Annotated in this window: 18 protein-coding genes; 6 read left to right on the forward strand and 12 right to left on the reverse strand. The window is 32.5% G+C overall.

Annotation, left to right across the window (positions count from 1 at the left end; translation table 11 throughout):
* Positions 1-3: 3 nt before the first annotated feature.
* The 6 genes from ruvA to C4S29_RS07205 form a co-directional block, all read right to left on the reverse strand.
* On the reverse strand, positions 4-588 hold the full coding sequence (ruvA, locus tag C4S29_RS07180) for a Holliday junction branch migration protein RuvA (protein WP_103913476.1): 585 nt from the start codon (positions 586-588) through the stop codon (positions 4-6).
* A gap of 424 nt (positions 589-1,012) precedes the next feature.
* Positions 1,013-2,050: a cytochrome d ubiquinol oxidase subunit II gene (gene cydB / locus C4S29_RS07185; RefSeq protein ID WP_103913477.1), complete on the reverse strand. Its 1,038-nt coding sequence runs from the start codon at positions 2,048-2,050 to the stop codon at positions 1,013-1,015.
* Positions 2,051-2,061: 11 nt separating this feature from the next.
* The gene (locus tag C4S29_RS07190; protein WP_103913478.1) at positions 2,062-3,408 is read right to left on the reverse strand and encodes a cytochrome ubiquinol oxidase subunit I; all 1,347 of its coding nucleotides are present in this window, start codon (positions 3,406-3,408) and stop codon (positions 2,062-2,064) included.
* A 692-nt stretch (positions 3,409-4,100) separates the two neighbouring features.
* Entirely contained in the window at positions 4,101-6,392 is a 2,292-nt protein-coding gene (locus C4S29_RS07195) for an NADP-dependent malic enzyme (RefSeq protein ID WP_103913479.1), read from the reverse strand.
* Between the two features lie 148 nt (positions 6,393-6,540).
* A complete protein-coding gene (locus C4S29_RS07200) occupies positions 6,541-7,407 on the reverse strand; it encodes a BadF/BadG/BcrA/BcrD ATPase family protein (protein WP_103913480.1) in 867 nt (288 codons plus the stop codon).
* Positions 7,408-7,464: 57 nt separating this feature from the next.
* Entirely contained in the window at positions 7,465-7,728 is a 264-nt protein-coding gene (locus C4S29_RS07205; protein WP_103913481.1) for a hypothetical protein, read from the reverse strand.
* A 190-nt stretch (positions 7,729-7,918) separates the two neighbouring features.
* On the opposite strand from C4S29_RS07205, the gene C4S29_RS07210 reads away from it, so the two are divergent.
* The 4 genes from C4S29_RS07210 to C4S29_RS07230 are packed head-to-tail and all read left to right on the forward strand — an operon-like array spanning position 7,919 to position 11,965.
* Positions 7,919-8,377 (forward strand): GtrA family protein, encoded by a 459-nt coding sequence (locus C4S29_RS07210; protein WP_103913482.1) that lies wholly within the window; start codon positions 7,919-7,921, stop codon positions 8,375-8,377.
* 12 nt (positions 8,378-8,389) lie between these two features.
* Positions 8,390-9,127 carry a lysophospholipid acyltransferase family protein gene (locus C4S29_RS07215; RefSeq protein ID WP_103913483.1) on the forward strand — a complete coding sequence of 246 codons (738 nt, stop codon included), beginning with the start codon at positions 8,390-8,392 and terminating at the stop codon, positions 9,125-9,127.
* A 29-nt stretch (positions 9,128-9,156) separates the two neighbouring features.
* Entirely contained in the window at positions 9,157-10,911 is a 1,755-nt protein-coding gene (locus tag C4S29_RS14930) for an MFS transporter (protein ID WP_233740513.1), read from the forward strand.
* Positions 10,901-11,965, forward strand: a complete 1,065-nt coding sequence (locus C4S29_RS07230; protein WP_103913720.1) for a DUF3810 domain-containing protein — start codon at positions 10,901-10,903, stop codon at positions 11,963-11,965. The genes C4S29_RS14930 and C4S29_RS07230 overlap by 11 nt, the downstream gene beginning before the upstream one ends.
* 793 nt (positions 11,966-12,758) lie before the next feature.
* Here the strand turns inward: C4S29_RS07230 and C4S29_RS07235 are convergent.
* Genes C4S29_RS07235 through C4S29_RS07250 form a run of 4 tightly spaced genes read right to left on the reverse strand, consistent with a single transcriptional unit; the run spans position 12,759 to position 15,591 of the window.
* The gene (locus C4S29_RS07235) at positions 12,759-12,968 is read right to left on the reverse strand and encodes a DUF3820 family protein (RefSeq protein ID WP_103913484.1); all 210 of its coding nucleotides are present in this window, start codon (positions 12,966-12,968) and stop codon (positions 12,759-12,761) included.
* 10 nt (positions 12,969-12,978) lie between these two features.
* Complete coding sequence (locus C4S29_RS07240) at positions 12,979-14,064, reverse strand: AI-2E family transporter (protein ID WP_103913485.1); 1,086 nt, start codon at positions 14,062-14,064, stop codon at positions 12,979-12,981.
* A 21-nt stretch (positions 14,065-14,085) separates the two neighbouring features.
* On the reverse strand, positions 14,086-14,820 hold the full coding sequence (locus tag C4S29_RS07245; RefSeq protein ID WP_103913486.1) for a beta-carotene 15,15'-monooxygenase: 735 nt from the start codon (positions 14,818-14,820) through the stop codon (positions 14,086-14,088).
* 42 nt (positions 14,821-14,862) lie between these two features.
* Complete coding sequence (locus tag C4S29_RS07250) at positions 14,863-15,591, reverse strand: hypothetical protein (protein ID WP_146063277.1); 729 nt, start codon at positions 15,589-15,591, stop codon at positions 14,863-14,865.
* Between the two features lie 172 nt (positions 15,592-15,763).
* Here C4S29_RS07250 and C4S29_RS07255 point away from each other — a divergent pair, with 172 nt between their 5' ends.
* Positions 15,764-16,738: an aminodeoxychorismate synthase component I gene (locus tag C4S29_RS07255; protein WP_103913488.1), complete on the forward strand. Its 975-nt coding sequence runs from the start codon at positions 15,764-15,766 to the stop codon at positions 16,736-16,738.
* Positions 16,722-17,342, forward strand: coding sequence for an aminotransferase class IV (locus tag C4S29_RS07260; RefSeq protein WP_103913489.1), 621 nt, complete (start codon positions 16,722-16,724; stop codon positions 17,340-17,342). Before C4S29_RS07255 ends, C4S29_RS07260 begins: the two co-directional genes overlap by 17 nt.
* A gap of 135 nt (positions 17,343-17,477) precedes the next feature.
* On the opposite strand, the gene menD is transcribed toward C4S29_RS07260, so the two are convergent.
* Positions 17,478-19,142 carry a 2-succinyl-5-enolpyruvyl-6-hydroxy-3-cyclohexene-1-carboxylic-acid synthase gene (menD, locus tag C4S29_RS07265; protein ID WP_103913490.1) on the reverse strand — a complete coding sequence of 555 codons (1,665 nt, stop codon included), beginning with the start codon at positions 19,140-19,142 and terminating at the stop codon, positions 17,478-17,480.
* A gap of 240 nt (positions 19,143-19,382) precedes the next feature.
* Positions 19,383-19,574, reverse strand: a complete 192-nt coding sequence (locus C4S29_RS07270) for a hypothetical protein (protein WP_103913491.1) — start codon at positions 19,572-19,574, stop codon at positions 19,383-19,385.
* Between the last annotated feature and the right edge of the window lie 108 nt (positions 19,575-19,682).

The raw sequence follows: 19,682 nt of genomic DNA on the forward strand, positions 1-19,682 counted from the left end.
ATGTTAAATCTTTTTTAAAATCTGCTTCACCAAATCTTCGGTCGTAAGTAGCGGATTTTCTTTTAAAATACGGTCTGCAATTTTCTCACTCATTTTCTTAGGAATACCTAAAACTTCTAAAGCAGATAACGATTCTTCTTTAATTTTATTATCTGCAAAAGTAGAAATATTTTCTTCAGAAAGCCCAAATTTTTGCACCTTATCTCGCAAATCTACAATAATCCTTTCGGCTGTTTTGGTCCCAATTCCTTTCGCCTTTTGTATCAAACCACTGTTGCCAGATTGTATGCCAGAAGCGATTTCTTGAAGGCTAAAAGTAGAGAGCAAAATGAGTGTGGAAACTGCACCAACGCCATTAACACTAATTAACAAATTAAACATTTCTTTTTCCAAAAGAGTGTTAAAACCAAATAATAAATTGGCGTCTTCGCGAATAATTTGTTGAATGTAGATAAAAATATTTTCGTTTAATTTAATTTTATTTGAAGTTTGCAAACTAATGCCGACTAAGTAACCCACGCCGTTGCACTCAATCACACAAGAAGTAGGCTGAATTTCTAATACTTTGCCTCGTAAAGAATAAATCATAAAACTAATTTTCGCAAATGTAAATAAATATTATAAGATGGGAGAATAGGTTTTATTGTTGGTTTTTGTCGCAGATTATAAATTTTTGACAATGCTGCATTTATTTATAACTAAAAATAAGAAAAAAACGAAACGTTTTTGCCAAAATAGCATGATAATGTGATAGAAATAGTAAGTCAGAAGTATAATAATAAAAAAAGGAAGGTTAACAATTCCTTCCTTTTATTCATAATATTCTGAGGTTTTAGAGTCCTCAATATTTACTCCATTTTTGTATTTTCATTTGCTTATGTTATAGAAAATCGGGAGATTGTGTTTGCTATTTTCGATATATATTTCTTTTAATTAAATTAAAGTTTATGATCCTAAATCATTTTGTAAACTAATATTAGAGCCATAAATGTTTTTATTAAATTTTTACTAATTAATAACTGGTATCGTCTAATTTTACTTTTCCATAGAAAGTTCTATAGAGAAATACAAAATATCCGGCTAAAAGTGGTGTCCCAATAAGCACGATTGTAAGCATAATTCCCAATGATTTTTCAGAAGAAGCAGCATTATAAATTGTTACGCTATGTTCTGGATGAATAGTTGAAGGTAATAACACTGGATATAACTGCAATGAAACCAACATTAACAAAAATGCCATCGTTAAAGAAGAGAAAACCAAAGCGATAGCATATTTCTTTTTTGCGACCAAACGCGGGATATTAGCAACTGCTAAAAACGCTAAAAGTGGTAAAATAAAAAATACAGGATTGCTTTTAAATTTATCTGTTACGCCAGGAATGAAAATTAATGTATATAATGATGTTATTGAGAAACTTATGATAAAAAATATCATTCCTTTTTTCAGCAAGAAAGTTAATCTGGCGTGTAATCTTCCCTCGGTTTTTAATAATAAAAAGATGGCGCCTTGTGTCATAAATATGGACAAAGTGGTAAAACCAGCCATTAAAGCGTAAGGACTTAAAAATGCGAAGAAGATCCCGCCTTGATAAGTAAAGTTTGGCCCAATTTCAAAACCTTGCAATACATTCCCAAGAACAACGCCTAATAAAAATGCTATCAAAACATTAGTTACAAAATAAATAATATCCCAAGTTTTTCGCCACCAAGGCATTTCTTCTGCACTTCTAAATTTTATGGCGGATGAGCGTAATACCAATAAGATTAAGAATAACATAAAAGGGATGTACATTGCAGACAACATTGTGGCATACATCACTGGGAAACCAGCGAATAAAGCGCCACCGCCAATAATTAGCCAAACTTGATTGGCATCCCAAATCGGTCCGATTGCATTAATTGCAATTCTTCTGCTTAAATCTTTTTTAAAGAATAAATGCCAAGCGCCCGCTCCATAATCAAAGCCTTCCAAAATAGCATATCCTGAAAATAATAAACCTACTACTAAATACCAAAGTGTTGGATAATCTATACCTAAGAATGTTTCCATGTTTTTTTAATTTAAATAATTTCTAATGCATTTTGAGCTTCTTCATAAGGACCATGTTTTATTTTCTTGTTTAAAGAATATAAAAACAGAATCAATAACAATGTATAAACAACTGTAAATAGAACTAATGAAAATACAATCTGATTTGCTGAAACTTCTTGAGAAAAACCTTGGCTGGTTCTTAAAAGTCCATAAACAATCCACGGTTGTCTTCCCATTTCCGCTGCAAACCATCCTACTTGATTGGCTATTTGCGGTAAAAGCACGGAAAAAGAAAAAATCCACATCAACCATTTGGTTTCAAATAATTTGCCTCTCCACCATAAAAAACTTGCGTAAAAAGTTAATGCTATCAAAAACATCCCAATAGAAATCATGATATGATAAAATTGAAATACAGCATTTACTTGGCCTGGTCTATCTTCGGGCTTGAAGGCATTTAAACCTGTAATTGGTGCTTTAAAATCTTGGTGTACTAAAAATGATAAACCTCCAGGAATACCTATACCCGTCACTTTTTGAGTTTTATTATCTACCCATCCTACTAGATATAATTTTGCAGGTGCAGATTTTTCATAGTGACCTTCCATGGCCGCTAATTTTGCAGGTTGGTTTTTTGCAACGCCATCCGCAGAACTGTGACCAGAAATTAATTGTGAAAACGAAACAACAGTTGCCACTATTAAAGCAATTTTAAACGCTTTTTTAGATAATTCTATATATCTTCCTTTTCTGATGTAATACGCATGAACACTCAAAACCAAGAAAGAACCCGCTAGAAAGGCACCTTGCCATGTATGAATAATTCTATCTACACTTGATGGGTTAAAAACCATAGCCCAGAAATCGGTAACTTCTGCACGAGCGGCTAAACCTTGCCCCACTATGTGATATCCTGCAGGTGTTTGTTGCCAACTATTTGCAACAACTATCCAAACGGCAGAAAACATTGAGCCTAAAAAAACACCTACCGTTGATACGAAATGAACTTTCGGGGAAACTCTATTCCAACCAAAAATTAAAATTCCTAAAAACGTGCTTTCTAAACCAAATGCAAATAAACCTTCAGCAGCGAGTGCGCTTCCAAAAATATCTCCTACGTATTTTGAATAAACAGCCCAATTGGTGCCAAATTCAAATTCCATTATAATTCCCGTTGCTACACCAATACCAAAGGTGATGGCGAAAATCTTCAACCAAAAACGTGTTAAAACTTCATATTCTTTTTTCCCGGTTTTTAAGTATAAACCTTCCATAATCACCATAATTAATCCTATACCAATACTTAATGGTGGATAGATATAATGAAACGCAATTGTGAAAACAAACTGAATTCTTGCTAAAACTTCTACATCCATAATTTATTTTTTTGTAATACAAATTTAGGTCTTATTAATAGTCCCTTAAGTAACAAATATCACATTTCAAAAAGTTTATCTATTTTGAAATAGAGAAAATCTATCTTTTAAAAAAAAGAAACTTAATAGAACTACTAATCAGGTATAAAAACAAAACTTAAAATGATTAATATTTACACTTAAAATTTTGAAAATCAATTAATTAATTCACGCTATTAAGATAAGTAAACCTTTTAAAATTACGAAATATTTATCACAAAATTCCAAATAGCAAAAGAAAAATGATGTCAAAAATCATATTAAAAAACAGCAAAAAAGACTGAATTGGTAAGATTTGTGAGCAAAAATTGCAAATCATCGGCACCGCTAAGAGATATTGGCGGTTGAATTTATTGCGAAAAGTCGGGAAACTTTGCGTAGGAAATTGGCTTTTATTATTATATTTCTTTAAGTATAATTACAATTCCACATACTATTAACCCAATTATCGTTATCCAAACTCTAACTTTAAAACTGCGTTCGTATTTTTTTGAATTAAAACTTGGACTTAAAATACTTTTTGGAGAAAGTTTCATTAAAAAACATTTATCAATACAATTGCAGTAATTCCGGAAAGCAAAAATTATTTAATTAGAAAGAGTTTTATTTAGATGCTTGCGCAAACATCACATTAGTGCCAATTAATTTCTTTTTTATTTCTTCAAACTCTCCTTCAACTGCGCATCCAATACCGCAATCGTTGCCAGATTTACAATTTCTTCTACGCTTGAACGCATTTGCAAAACGTGAACTGGTTGGTTTAAACCCATTAAAATTGGCCCAATTGTTTGCGCCACTTTCATTCCGCGGATGATTTTGTAGGAAAGATTGGCGCTTTCAAGATTGGGGAAAATAAAAGTATTTGCCGGTGTAGTTCCTAATTTTGAAAAAGGATAATCTGAAAGGTGATCACTATTCATCGCAAAATCTGGCTGTATTTCTCCGTCCACAATCATTTTCGGAAATTTTTCGTGTAAAATCTTCACTGCTTTTGCTACTTTTTGAGATGTTTCCGCCTTTGCGGTGAAATTTTCATAAGCCAACATTGCAATTCTTGGCTCTATGGCGAAAGATTTTACTGTAATTTCAGACATTTTTGCAATGGAAACCAAATCTTCTGCCGAAGGATTTTTATTGATGGAAGTATCTGCGAAGAAATAAGGTTTCTTTTCAGATAAAATCATCATCATCGAAGCCACTTTTTCAACACCTTTTTCTTTTCCAATAATTTCTAAAATTGGTTTTAAAACGGAAGAATAATTTTTAGAAAAACCAACAATCAAAGCATCAGTATCACCGTTTTTCAACATTAAAGGGCCAAAATAATCACGCTGGCGAACGTATCGTTTGGCTTTATATTCATTCACGCCTTTTCTTTTGCGCAAATCTAAAAGTGTTTCCCGATAAATTTTACGATTTTCTTCCTGATCATCATCGGCTGGATCTACAATTGGAACATCAATGTCAATTCCAAATTTTTTCATTTGCTCTTTGATGTATTTTTTATCTCCTAATAAAATTGGTTGTGCAATGCCTTCTTCATAGAGAATTTGCGCCGCTTTCAGCACATTATATTCTTCAGCATTTGCAAGTGTTACTCTTTTTGGGTTAGAGCGCGCGCGGTTTTGCATCATTCGGATGAGTTTCTCATCGCGTCCCATTCTATCTAATAATTGATTTTCGTATTGCTCAAAATCTTCAATATTTTTTCTGGCGATTCCGCTTTCCATTGCCGCTTTTGCCACAGCCATAGAAACTTTTGTAATTAAACGATTATCAAAAGGTTTTGGAATAAAATAGTCTGGCCCGAAATTCAAATTTTTAAGATTATAGGTCAAAATCACCGCTTCTGGCACTGGTTCTTTGGCTAAATCTGCAATGGCATAAACCGCTGCCAACTTCATGGCTTCGTTTATTCCTTTTGCCTGAACGTCTAACGCGCCCCGAAAAATGTAAGGGAAACCGAGAACATTATTCACTTGGTTCGGAAAATCGCTTCTTCCGGTTGCCATTAAAACATCTTTCCGGGTTTCCATCGCCAAAGTATAATCAATCTCAGGATCCGGATTTGCCAATGCGAAAACGATTGGGTTTTCCGCCATTTTTTTCAACATTTCTGGCGTTACAACATTTCCTTTAGACAAACCAACAAAAACATCTGCATTTTCTAAGGCTTCTTCCAGCGTGGTTTTGTCGGTATTCGCGACGTAATCTAATTTTTCTGCAGTAAGATTTTCACGTTTATGATTGATGACGCCTTTGCTGTCACACATCAAAATATTTTCTTTTTTAAGACCTAATGCCATGTAGAGATTGGTGCAAGCAATGGCTGCCGCTCCTGCTCCATTTACGACCATTTTTATTTCGTCAATTTTTTTATTGGCAATTTCCAACGCATTGATTAAAGCTGCTGCAGAAATAATCGCCGTTCCGTGTTGATCATCGTGCATCAACGGAATATCGAGTTCTTCTTTTAATTTTTGCTCAATGTAAAATGCTTCTGGCGCTTTGATGTCTTCTAAATTAATGCCGCCAAAAGTAGGCGAAATTGCTTTTACGGTTTGGATAAATTTATCTGGATCCTTTTCGTTTATTTCAATATCAAAAACGTTAATATCGGCGAAAATTTTAAATAGTAAACCCTTGCCTTCCATCACAGGTTTCGAAGCTTCGGGCCCAATATCGCCCAAACCTAAAACCGCTGTTCCATTAGAAATTACGGCAACTAAATTTCCTTTTCCGGTGTAATCATACACTTTTTCTGGATGGTCAAAAATTTCCATACAAGGAATCGCAACGCCAGGCGAATAAGCCAAGGATAAATCGCGCTGCGAAGAATGCGGTTTAGAAGGAATGACTTCTACTTTTCCTTTTGGTTCAGATTGGTGGTAGTCTAAAGCCGCCTGTCTGAAATTTTTTTCGTCTCTATTTCTTTTATTGCTCATAATTATATTTTTTACCACAACGTCACAAAGAAAATTTTAAAATTATTTGGACACTAAGACGTGGTTTTTAGTTTTTATTTAATTTTCAAAGAAGTAAAATTTAAGCAGTTTTGCTTAAACTCAAAATCTAAAAAACAAAGTGATTTGTTTAATTTTTTAATTTAGGCAAAATATATTTTAAATGGTATTCTGCTAAACTTTCTATAGGTTTTTGCACTACTTTTCCGACTGTTAAATGCATTTCGGCAGCGGCGGCTCGTAAAATATCTTCGTAATAATGTGCAATTGAGCCGATAAAATTGATGTCGCAATTTTTACTTTCTTCATAAGGCAAAACTTGATAGTCAAGGAAATTTTTTATTTCTTCAAAAACCAAATGTTGCAAATATGGATGTGATTTTCTTTCTAAAATAAAACGGCTAAAATCTGCTAAATAGGCATTTGCACGCGGATTGTGATACATATTGCTGATCACGTCTTCAATTTTTAAATTATAGGTTTTAGAAAAATCTTCATGCAAATCTGCGGGAAATTTCTTCATGAAATAGTTTTTAAGTAAAATTTTACCTAAAGCATTTCCGCTGCCTTCATCGCCAATTAGAAAACCAAGAGAAGGCAAATCTCGACGGATATTTTCGCCATCAAAAAAGCAAGAATTAGAGCCGGTGCCAAGAATACAAATCACGGCAGGTTTCCCATCATAAGCCGCATAAGCCGCCGCCGTCATATCTTCTTTCACTACAATTTGCGCGTTTTGAAATACTTTTTGCAATTCGTTTTCCACCAAAAGGCAATTTTCTGGCACGCCGCAACCCGAACCGTAAAAAAATAGGTATTCTATTTTTAAAGCTTCTGTAGCCAACTGCAAATTTTTGTAAATCTCTGCGGGAATAAGATGTGCGTCTATAATATTTGGATTAAAACCAATGGTTTCGGTTTTAAGTAAGATTTTCCCAGCATCGTTCAGGATAATCCAGTCGCATTTAGAAGAGCCGCCATCTACAATCGCAAACATATTTTAGCATTTTTTTAAGAATGCTAAAATAGGAATTTATCTTTAAAACAAAATTCCTTAAATTGGATTGTTTTCAATTTGTGGATGCAACCAATTTTGTATTTCTTCTTCTAAAATATTCGTTTGCATGGATACCGCGTTTAGAAAATCGTCAGAGACAGAAATTTCTGAAGAAGTTTCTAAATTCCATAATTGTTCAGACATCATTTCATACTCACGAAAAACTCTTTTGAAACGGTAGTTGTTTCTTTTAAGTTCAGAGATTTGATTCTTTTGTGGCAAGAATCTTTGGAGTGTTCGTTGGTTTTTTAAGCTTGACATTTTTTAGCAATTTTAAAGATACATTAAATTTTAAATTGCCAGAAACCCTTTATTAACAGCGCATTACAAAATACTTTCGGCAATCTCTCTTATTTGAAGTATAAAAGTAGATAATATATATCTACTAAAAAATAAATTAACAACAATTTATTATTGTTTAACATTTAATTTTAAATTTGCAGCAGAATTCATGAAGAAATTAATTTTAAAACAAAAGCAACTGATATTTTTCGTTATCGCGGGAGGTTTAAGTGCTGTGGTAGAAATTGGACTTTTTAAACTATTCAGTTTGTACATCCCGAAAATTTTTCCTCCGGAGTTGAATTTTTATGGTATAAAATATCCTTTTAGCAATGTCTTCTCTACATCTTGTGCAATTTTGTTTAATTATATTTTGAGCATCAAATTTGTTTTCGAGCGTGGCAAACATTCCAAGAAAAGGGAGTTTCTTTATTTTATGATTGTTTCCGCATTTTCTACAGTTTTAAGTTTATCTATTTTTCAAATTTTTTTTCATTACGTGTTTTTTAAAAATATTAATGTAATGATTTTCGTTTTTAGCCCAGAAGTGTTGAGTAAAATTTTCGCTATTATTGTGGTTTCGGTTTTAAATTATTCTGTAAAGAAAAAAATTATTTTTAATGGCTAATCTCCTTTTACAATGACCGTTTTTTTCAATTATTTGTGGCGGCTTTGGTTTGTGATTTTGGCCGTAATTGCGACTTTATTTTTTGGTTTATTCGTTTATTTTTTAACATTTAACCCAAAACATTATAAATATTGCTATTTTTTTATCCGTCTTTGGTGTTTCACGCTTTTTTTTGGAATGGGTTTCCGCTATAAATTAATAAAAGAAACACAGAAAAATATTGAAAAAAACCAACAATATATTTTTATCTCCAACCACACTTCTATTATGGATATTATGCTACCGTGCATTTTGATGCCCAATCATCCATTGGTGTATGTGGGCAAAAAAGAGTTGGTTAAAATCCCCATTTTTGGGCAAATTTATAAAAGAATTTGTGTGATGGTGGATAGAGAAAGCGCCAGAAGCCGCGCCGATGTTTACCGACGATGCGCCGAAAGAATGCAAGAAGGGCAAAGTATTGTGATTTTTCCTGAAGGTGGCGTTCCAGATGATACGTCGGTTTTATTGGCGGATTTTAAAGATGGTGCTTTTACTTTGGCTACAAAACATCAATTTCCGCTGGCGGTTTTTACCTTCGTGGGTTTAAAAGAAATGTTTCCGTTTGATAATAAAATTGGGCATCCTGGGAAAGTGAAAGTTTATTTTAATGCAATTTTAGATTCTTCAGAAAAAGCATCCGTTTTAAAATTGAAGGCGCGAGAAGAGATTAAAAAAACATTAGAAAAAAACATTAAGCCAAATATTTAATTATATTTGTCTAAACAAACTTTTAACAAATGGAAAATCATCAAGTTCAAACCAAATGGTCGCAATTTATTTCACTGATCATTGTATTCTTTTTCTGGGGTTTCGTTGCCGCGAGCAATGATATTCTAATCCCAGTATTCAAAAAATATTTCGTTTTAACGCAAGTGCAATCACAATTGGTAGCATGGGCATTTTATGCAGCATACTTTATTGGTTCTGTCATTTTCTTTTTGGTCTCGCTAAAAAGTGATGTTTTGCAAAAATTTGGCTATAAAAAAACACTTTCTTTTGGGCTTGTAATTTCGGCAATTGGCGCATTTTTATTCGTTCCTGCGGCAACAATGGCAAGTTTCCCATTCTTTCTGACGGCTTTATTTATTGTAGGTCTAGGTTTTTCAGTACAACAAATTGTAGCAAACCCATTGGCGATAAAAATGGGAAGCGCGAGCACTGGTGCACACCGATTAACGTTAGCAGGCGGCGTGAATTCTTTGGGGACTACGATTGGGCCGATTATCGTCGGTATTGCGCTCTTCGGAATGGGAAACAAAACAGATTCTGCACCAAGAGATAAAAACCTAACTAAAACCGAAATTGTTCAAAATAATTTCACAGATTTAAAAAAAGAACTTGATAAAAATAAAATTGAACTTGCAACACTTTCAACTTCTGAAACAGCGGTTTTAAATAAATCCGAAGCAGATATTGATGCTAATTTAGCGCAGATCAATACTGCACTTTCTGAACTTCAAAATAAAAGTGATGCCGAACTTGTTCCATACATTTCTAAATTTGATACGGTAAAAAAAGCGGCAACTTCCATTGTTTACCCAAGAGAATTTGTAAAAACACATCTGTCTTTGGTGAAAAAACCATTCATCGTTTTAGGAATTGCTTTTCTTTTAGTAGCCGTGTTTATGCTTTTTGCAAAAATAGATGATCCCGCAAAAGAGGAAGAAGCATTGTTAACAGAAGAAAGCGAGAAATTTAGCATTTTAAAATATCCGCAATTAGCGCTTGGTATGCTCGCAATTTTTATTTACGTTGGTGTTGAAGTTTCTATTGTGAGCAACTTGCCCGCGCTTCTTCACACGCACGAATTTGGAAATATTTTAGAAAATAATATTGCGCCTTTTATTTCACTCTATTGGGGAAGTTTAATGATCGGGCGTTGGAATGGCGGCGTGAATGTTTTTAACACCTCGAAAAGCACCAATATGCTGTTGAAATTTATTGTGCCATTTGTAGCGTTTGCTATAATCTTGGGCGCAAATTATTTAAGTGGAAAAGATGTTTCAGCCTTTTATATTTACCCAATCTGGATTGTTATTTTTATACTTATGAGTTTCTGGGGCGGCAAAAATGCAGGGAAAACTTTAATGCTTTTTGGTTTCGCAGGCATCGTGATGATGGTTTTAGGACTGGTTTGGCCAGATAAAGATATTGCGAAATATTTCTTTATTTCTGGTGGTTTATTTTGTTCTATCATGTGGCCTTCTATTTTTGATTTAGCAATTGCAGGTTTAGGTAAAAACACAGGGAAAGCCTCTTCTTTCTTGGTTATGATGATTTTGGGTGGTGGCATTATTCCATTAATTCAAGGTTACATTTGCGATTTTGATCTTACAAATCCAAACGGAATTTTAGGCATTACCTACACGCATTTTAGTTATGTGATTCCTATTATTTGTTTTCTTTATCTCGCCTTTTATGGTTTTATAACACCTAAAATATTAAAAAAACAAGGTGTAGTTTTGGTAGAAAGTGAAAGCAGTGCACACTAACAGAATATTAAATATTAGAAAAAAAAGATTTTGGGCAAGTGTTTTACTTGTCCAATTTTTTTTGTTTTACTTTTTATCTAAAAGTGAAACCGCAATCGCGTTTTTTAAGCAGTTATTTGAAGCAAAAAAATATTTTCACCAATTGATTTTTAGTGAAATTCCCTTTTCTGCAGGCGATGTTTTTTATGTTTTAATAGTCATCTCATTAATTTACTTAATCTTAAATTTATTTAAAAAACAAAAACGCCAAAAAAGCGCTGTTTTTATATTGATTTTCTTAAATATTTTCTATTTCATTTACCAAATTTTTTGGGGAATGCTCTATTTTCAAGCACCAATTTTAGACAAACTTCCACAAGAAGACGTCACCGTTTTAGAAGCGAAAAGTTTGAGTTTAAAATATTTAAAATTATGCATTGATGACAGAAACCAAGTCTCTGAAGACAAAAACGGCATTTTTGAAATTAAAGATTTAAAACAAATTCAAGCGGCTATTTTAGGGCAACAATCGAAATTGCCAAAAACTTTTTCAAATAAAAAAAACACTTTGATTAATGATTTTAAACCAAGCTTGTTTAAAAATGTGATGAGTTACACGGGAATTTTAGGTTATTATAATCCTTTCACGGCAGAAGCGCAGTTTAATTCTCAACTACCCGCGACTTATTTACCTTTTACTTTAGCGCATGAAAGTGCCCATCAGTTGGGATTTGCGCGAGAACAGGAAGCCAATTTTATAGGTTTTTTGATTGGCAAAAACTCAAAAAATAAATCGCTGAAATATTCTACAGATCTTTTTGCGTTAAAAAGTCTTTTAACTTTCGTAAGTGTAAGCGACACTACTTTTGTAAACAAAATAATTTCAAATTATTCCACAAAAATGGCGAGAGACCGAAAAAATGAAAGACTTTTTGTGAAAAACCACCAAGGTCTTTTAGATGATTTTTTTCTAATTAGTAATAATTTATTTCTAAAATCTAACCAGCAAGAAGGCAATATTACGTACTCTTATTTTACGCAAATGCTGATTAAATATGAGCGCACGAAGCCATAAAAAAAGAATCGTACCTTACGATACGATTCTAAAAACACAAATGATGAAAAAAAATTTAACCTTTAAAAGAGTGAATAAATTCATCTCTCAAAGGTTTGGTAAAGATACATGTTTTTTATATCACACAAAAGAAATATTTTCTATGAATATAATATTTTTTAGATAATACTTCTTTTCCTTATTTCAGAAAGCGACTTTAATAAAGTAAAATTAAATAGCATATCTTTTTTATAAAAAATAAGATTTAAAATTAAGCATTTAACAAATTTAATAGAAGAAATCTTTCGAGGCTATAGAATAAATGAATTTTAAAATCGTGTTTTAAAATTCAAATTCGCCAATTAAAACCCCTTCTTTATTTTTTGTAGAACCTTCTTTTCTGTCTCGCTGAAAAACCATAGTTTTCCTTTCTTGTTTAGCTTTTGAATATAAGAGATGTGTAAAATTTTATACAAATAATTTAACGCGGTTTGAAAATTACCGGAATATACTGTTCTAAAACGACATGGTGCAAACTAATTGAAAAAAACGGGCAAAACATTAAATATTCTATGTGAAAATTCATGCCTTTTTCATAGGCGAAAGATTTATTAAACTAGTATTCAGAATGTACTTCTATAGTTGTGATTTTTACCTTTGGAATAATAATTTAAAGTTATTCTCGTCGAAAAAAGCAAAAAACCTCAACATAGCCCCGATTGTAGTGGCATCCCCGCCGCGGCGGGATAGAACGAAAAGCGGGTGAAATAGTGAAAAAATGCCGAATTTTGTTGCTCTAAATTTTTTTTGAAATTTATTTTCGTAAAGGTTTCAAAAGTTCTTCTAACCCGTTTAATTTTATTTCGTAAACTGTAGAAAGTTGCATGCCGAGTTTACCCGGTGGCATTCCTTGGCGCTGAAACCATTCTAAATAATACATCGGAAGATCGGCCAAAACGCGACCTTTGTATTTCCCAAAAGGCATTTTTTGCACGCAGATTTCTTGTAAAATTTCTGGATTCATTGAAATTAAATTAAGCAGAATGATCGATTTCTTCTTCAGTTTCTTCTGCGGGTTCTGGAAGAATGAAATCTTGCTCGCTATTGGTAAATTCGTCTCTATACACTTGGATGAGCAAAATTGTAATTGAAATTAATATTGGCCCAAAAATCAAACCCATAAAGCCGAACAAATTGATGCCCATGATTATACCAAAAACGGTATTCAAAGGATGAATGTCTTCTAATTTTCGTAATAACGTGAAACGCATTAAATTATCTGTTAAACCCACCAAAATGACGCAATAAGCGAACAAACCCAGTCCGCCAACCCAATTATTTTCGGCTATCATAAAAATACAAACCGGTATAAAAATAATGGCGCTTCCAACAATCGGAATCATCGCGGTAATACAAGTTAAAGCGAACAAAACTAATGGATTAGGCGCTCCAAAAATATAATATCCAACCAACGCCACGAGACCTTGGCCAATCGCAACCACGGGAATCCCAATGGCATTTGCAGTTACCATCGCACGAATTTTTTCACCAATAAGGTTTACATTTGATTTTTTTAATGGTGCAGAACTTTTCAAGAGATTCTCAAATCGCCGCGGTTTTACCATCATAAAATATAAAATAAAATAAGTGGAAGAAATGACTGTGATGGTATTAAAAGTAGTGCTTAAAGCAGAAGAAGAAAATCGGCCGACCGCATCTTTCAGTTTGCTCATATTATCTTTATTGAGGATGTCCATACTTGTTTTTTGATAAACAAAATCGTGTATTTTATCTATAAAAACATTGAATTTCCCCATATATTCCTTTGTATTCCCAAGGCGTTGAATTACCATATCAGCAGTAAAATAAACAGGTAAAACAACAATAATAATGGTGATAAAAAGTATCACCGAAACCGCCAACCAAGGTTTCCAATTTTTCTGCTCTTGGAGATACAAATTATATTTCCTTGTGATAATGTAGAGTGTAATCGCCCCTAAAACCGACGGGATAAAAAGCGACAAGTTAAAACCAATTAAAAGCGCCATCACTATAATCACCAACAGCAAAAAAACTTGTTTTATTTTTTCTTCGCTAATGGGTAAATTATTATGTGGCATTATTAATTAAATTTAAAAAAATTACGCTTTTACAAGTGGTTTTGGTGCACCAAGAAAGGCGCAATAAGCGGAATATTTTGCGGCAAAAGTAAACATTGTTGTAAAAATAATGCCTATACAACACAATATAAGGCCACTTATTGAGATAAAAAAAGTTAAGATTGAAAGACCCAAAAATGTACCATAATTATTCTTTGCTATTTCATAAGATTTTTTTAGCGCATCTGTTGCTGAAGCATTTTCAAAGAAAACTATTGGCAAACCAATAAAAAAAAGTGGTGCCACAAAAATCGCTGGAATTAAACAAAATAATGCAGAAATGCCAATTATTAAACTAGAAATTACATAAAACAAAATCAGTTGCAAAGTATTTTGTTTGTATCCAATAAAAAGATCAGAAAATGTAAATTGCTCGCCAAAATTAGCTTTGTTTAATATATACAGAAACCCAGCATATAAAGGGAAAGCAGCTAAACTCAGAAAGATGGAAACACCCGAATTAGATTGTAAACCATGAATATTGTGGATCAATTCATAATTTTTTGTACGCACTGCCTCACGAATTACTTCTAATGCCGCAGATTGATCAAAACCCACAATGCTAGTAATTATTGAAGAAATGATGTAAACGCCAACAACCATTAAAACGCCATACCAAATGACTTTTTTATAAGTTTCAAACGCGTGCGAAATAATTGAACTACTGTCTTTTTGTGGCGTTGTTAACAGATTATCAAATTCACTAAAATTTTCCATAGTTTTTTTTGCTAAATTTAAAAAAAATATTATAAAACAGTTTTATTTTTTGATTTCATTAAAATATTTTTGATACATGCTATAAATAACGGCATTCCAAAACGGAAAAGTAATTAAAATTCCTACAAAAAAGAAAACAATACCAAAATAACTGAAAATACCAGCCAAAATACAACAGATTAAAATAGTGAAAAAATCAATTTTAATGGCTTTTATCGTAAGACGAATGCTTTCAAAAATAGTGACATTCATAAAAAACATCAAAGGCGCAGAAAAAATGGTGATGAAAGCCCAAACCAAAACCAGGGGTAAAAAAGCCATATTTGCATAAAGATAGATAAATCCCCAAAAAACTGCAAAGCCAAAAAATTTAAAAAAATTAAAACCTCTGTAGCCTGCATACAAATCTGAAACACTGTACGGCAATTTTTCATCTATTTTTCTATAAATGGCAAAAAAACCAATATTTAAAGGAAACATTAGGGCTTTTATAATAACCGAAACAATCAAAAAACTTGCAAAATTTTGCGTTTTTTGCAATTCTAAAATTCCTTTTTGCATCGCTGCGAAATCAGTTTCACCCACTTTTACCGCTTTTAAAAATTCAGGCATCAAGCCGTAATATTTAAAAAAATAAAAACTCAAAAGATAAACTGTGGAGAAATACAACAAACTAAAAATAATTTGTATATTTAAAGTGAGCGCCCAATAATTGACGGCGTTCCGTAAGATTTCTTCAATATTGCTCTTATTCGATGTTTGGTTTTTCATATGTAGATTTTTATTATCTTTTAAGGTCATTTGCAATCGCTCAATCTTTATAGGTGTTTGCGTTTGCAAATCATAGCGATATCGATGATTTTTCAATTGTTAGCAAACCAGTTTCGAGCGATTTCATAAAATACTTTGTGCAAAAATACACTTCTATCCTTACTTTTGCAGAATGTTTCCGAAACTAAAAAATAATTTTCTAGAAATGGATTTGCTGTCGCAAAATGGCGACGCTTTCTTTTTTATGGTTGATTTTAAAAAAGAAAATATTGAGATTTATACGGAAGAAGACCTAAAAAAGAGTGAACTTCTAATACAATTTCCAAATTTTAAAAATGTTGAAAATGTAGTTATTGATAAACATTTAAGTTTAAAATCGTTCCCACAAACTAAAAGTGAGTATAGAATTGGCTTTGAAAAAGTGCAAGAAAACATAAAACTCGGCAATTCCTATTTAGTTAATTACACTTGTGAAACGGCTATTGAAAGTAATTTCAGCCTAAAAGATTTCTTTTTTTTAGCCAAAGAAAAATACAAAGTCTGCAAAAGTGACGATTTCGTGTTTTTTTCTCCAGAAACTTTCATAGAGATTAAAAATCAAAAAATTTTCACGCATCCGATGAAAGGAACAATCGACGCTTCCAAAGAAAACGCGATAGAAACGCTGAAAAATGACATTAAAGAAAAAGCGGAACATTACACGGTTGTAGATTTGTTGCGAAACGATCTGTCGATGGTTGCAAACGAAGTGAAAGTGGATGAATTTCAGCGGATAGACTTAATAAAAACCAAACAAAAAAATCTCTACGCGATGAGTTCTGAAATTTCAGGACGGTTAAAACCTGAATTTCAAAATAAAATCGGAAGTATTTTAGACGCACTTCTTCCCGCTGGAAGCATTCTGGGCGCGCCAAAACAAAAAACTTTAGAAATAATACTAGAAGCAGAAACTCACCAAAGAGGCTTCTACACGGGCATTTGTGGCTATTTCGATGGCGCAGATTTAGATTCCTGCGTGATGATTAGATTTATAGAAAAAAAAGGTGAAAATCTTCTTTTTAAAAGTGGTGGTGGTATTACACATTTGAGTAAATTAGCAGACGAATACACAGAAATGAAAAATAAAATTTATGTCCCAGTTCATTGAAAGCATTAAGATAGAAGACCAAGAAATTTTTAATTTAGACTTGCACCAAAAACGAGTGAATGAGACTTTCAAGAATTTTGGAAAGGAAAATCCGATTGATTTAGATAAGATTTTCAAGGATTTAGAGCATGATGAAGACGGACTTTATAAACTGAGAATTGTTTATGATTTGAATTCAAAATATACGACCCACGTTATTCCATATGCCTTTTCAGAATTAAATGAATTTTCTCTAGTGGAAAATAATACGGTGGATTATTCCTTCAAATTTGAAGACCGAAAGATTTTTGATTTGATGAAAAACCAAGCCAAATCTGATGAAATAATTATCATAAAAAACAACCACATTACAGATTCTTCTTACTCCAATTTACTTTTTTTAAAGGGAAAACAATGGTTTACGCCAACTACTTTTTTGTTAAATGGCGTGCAGAGACAATCGCTTTTAGCATCAAAAAAAGTAAAAGAAACTGAAATTAATCTTCAAAATTTAAAAGAATTTTCTCATTTCCAAATGATCAACGCGATGATTGGTTTTGATGAGATTATTTATCCGTTGGAAATCATAAATAATTTACCGAAAAATTCTAACGAAATAGATTAGATTTAAAAACACATTTTCTAACCACAGAGACACAAGGACTTACACGAAAAACACTGAGATTGATATTTTTTAGAATTATTGTAAAAATTCTTTGTGCACTCTGTGAAAAACTCTGTGTCTCTGTGGTTAATAGAACTACTTCATTTCCGCGAAATAATCTTTCAAAATCTGCGCATTTTCCACATCTTTTGTAAGCACTTCTAAAATTTTTGGTTTCAAACTGTGTTGAAAAAAATTCTCTAAAACTCGTTCCATAGTCAGTTCATCTTCCACTTTAAAATATTCAAACTTAAAATCTTCCGCCAAACGTTCCGCAGTTCGGTTGTGTTTTGTCAAAATAAATTCGTCCAAAGCATTCGTAGAATCCGGTCCTGGAATAATTTTAAAAATATCGCCGCCGCCGTTGTTAAAAATTATGATTCTCACATAAGGCGGAATATATTGGTTCCATAATCCATTAATATCGTAGAAAAAACTGATGTCGCCCGTCACCAAAAGTGTAGGGTTTTCGCTTTTCATGGCAAAACCCATCGCGGTAGATGTTGAACCGTCAATGCCGCTCGTGCCGCGGTTGCAGTAAATGTTTTTTTGTGTAAAATGAAATAATTGTGCGTATCGAATCGCAGAAGAATTACTAAAATGAATATTGTAATTTTCAGGAATTGTTTTGGCTAAATTTTCAAATAGTTTAAAATCTGAAAATCCGATTTTTTTGCAATATTCTATATGCTTTGCATCTTTTTTATCGCGCAAATTATCCCATAAATTGTAGTATGCTTGAGGTTCAAGATTTATTTTATTTAAAAATAGTCTGAAAAAAGTTTCAGGTTTTGTCTCAATTTTTTCAGTTAAAGCAAAATAGGTGTCGGGTTGCCAAAAAGGATCAATGTGCCAATGACTTTTGGGCTTCGCTTTTCTTAGAAAAAATTTTACTTTTTTAGAAACCACGTTTTGGCCAATTGTGATTAATAAATCTGGCGAATAAGTTCGCATATCTTCATCCGTGAAATTAAAAATATAGCGATCGATATGCGAGAAAAATTTGTCGTGTTTAAGGTTAGAATTGACTTCACTTAAAACCACAACGCTGTGATTTTTCACCAATTGATTGAGTTGCATTTCGAGTTCTTCACTGAAATCACGTGTTCCGACTAAAATCAAAATTCTTTTAGAAAGATGCCATTCTGCAATTAAATTTGAAGGTAATTCGTAAGGTTTTTTTTGAATGGTTTTTTCAACTTCTGGAAAAATCGGCATTTCTGAAACCAAATTATAAAGCGGCTCTTCTAAAGGAATATTAATGTGAACTGGCCCTTGATTGTCGATACAAAGTTCAACCGCTTTTTTAATAATATCAAAATTCTCGCTTTCTGAATTTTCTTTAGAATCTTCCAAAAGTTGAAAATCGCCATAAGAATGGTGTTTGTAAATGTCTTTTTGGCGAATGGTTTGCCCGTCAAAAATATCAACATAATCTGAAGGTCTGTCTGCCGTTAAAATCAAAAGTGGAATATTTGAATAAAATGCTTCTGTAAGTGCGGGATAATAATTTGCAGACGCAGAACCGCTTGTGCAAGTAATCGCCACAGGTTTTTTTGTTTTTTTTGACATTCCCAAAGCCACGAAAGCAGCACTTCTTTCATCCACAATGCTGTAAGAATTAAAATCATCTAACTCAGAAAAGTGGATTGCCAAAGGTGCATTTCTAGAACCAGGCGAAATCACAATATCGTTTATTCCGTAAGAATTTAAAATATGACCTAATAATTGGATGCTTCTTTTGCCGGAAAACTGCTTCATTTTGTGTCTTAAAATTATACTGCAAAAATAGGAATAAGAATTGGTTTAAAGCGAAGTCGAAAATTTTTCTGCAACTTGCCATTTATAAAACTTGAGGTATTTATAGATTTATGTTTTTACTAAAATAATTTTCGGTGTGTTTTATATACACGTTGCCTTTCGACGTGTAACTATTTATTCTTGAACTAAAAAAAATCTGGCTTTTAGGAAACCAGAATAGACATCATATCGAAAAACAATTTATCTAAAGGCAAAATATTCTATACCGTCATCTGCAGTTTGTTTTTCTTGCAATGCATCAAAATGACAATGGTAATCGTCATAATACAATTTGTACCGTTTATTTTTGATAAACTTCCTAATCGCAAAAAATCCCAAAGCGGCGAAGATGCCAAAACTTCCTGCAAGCAAAATGGTGGTTTCTTTATTCATTAAAATTTTATTTATTTTTTCTGAACAATGCAAATAATGTTCCTTTTTAACCTAGGAATATTTAAAGTATGTTAAATTTAAGTTACAAATGTTATATTAATTTTCTTA

The sequence above is a fragment of the Halpernia humi genome (assembly GCF_900108025.1).
Lineage (GTDB): Bacteria > Bacteroidota > Bacteroidia > Flavobacteriales > Weeksellaceae > Halpernia > Halpernia humi.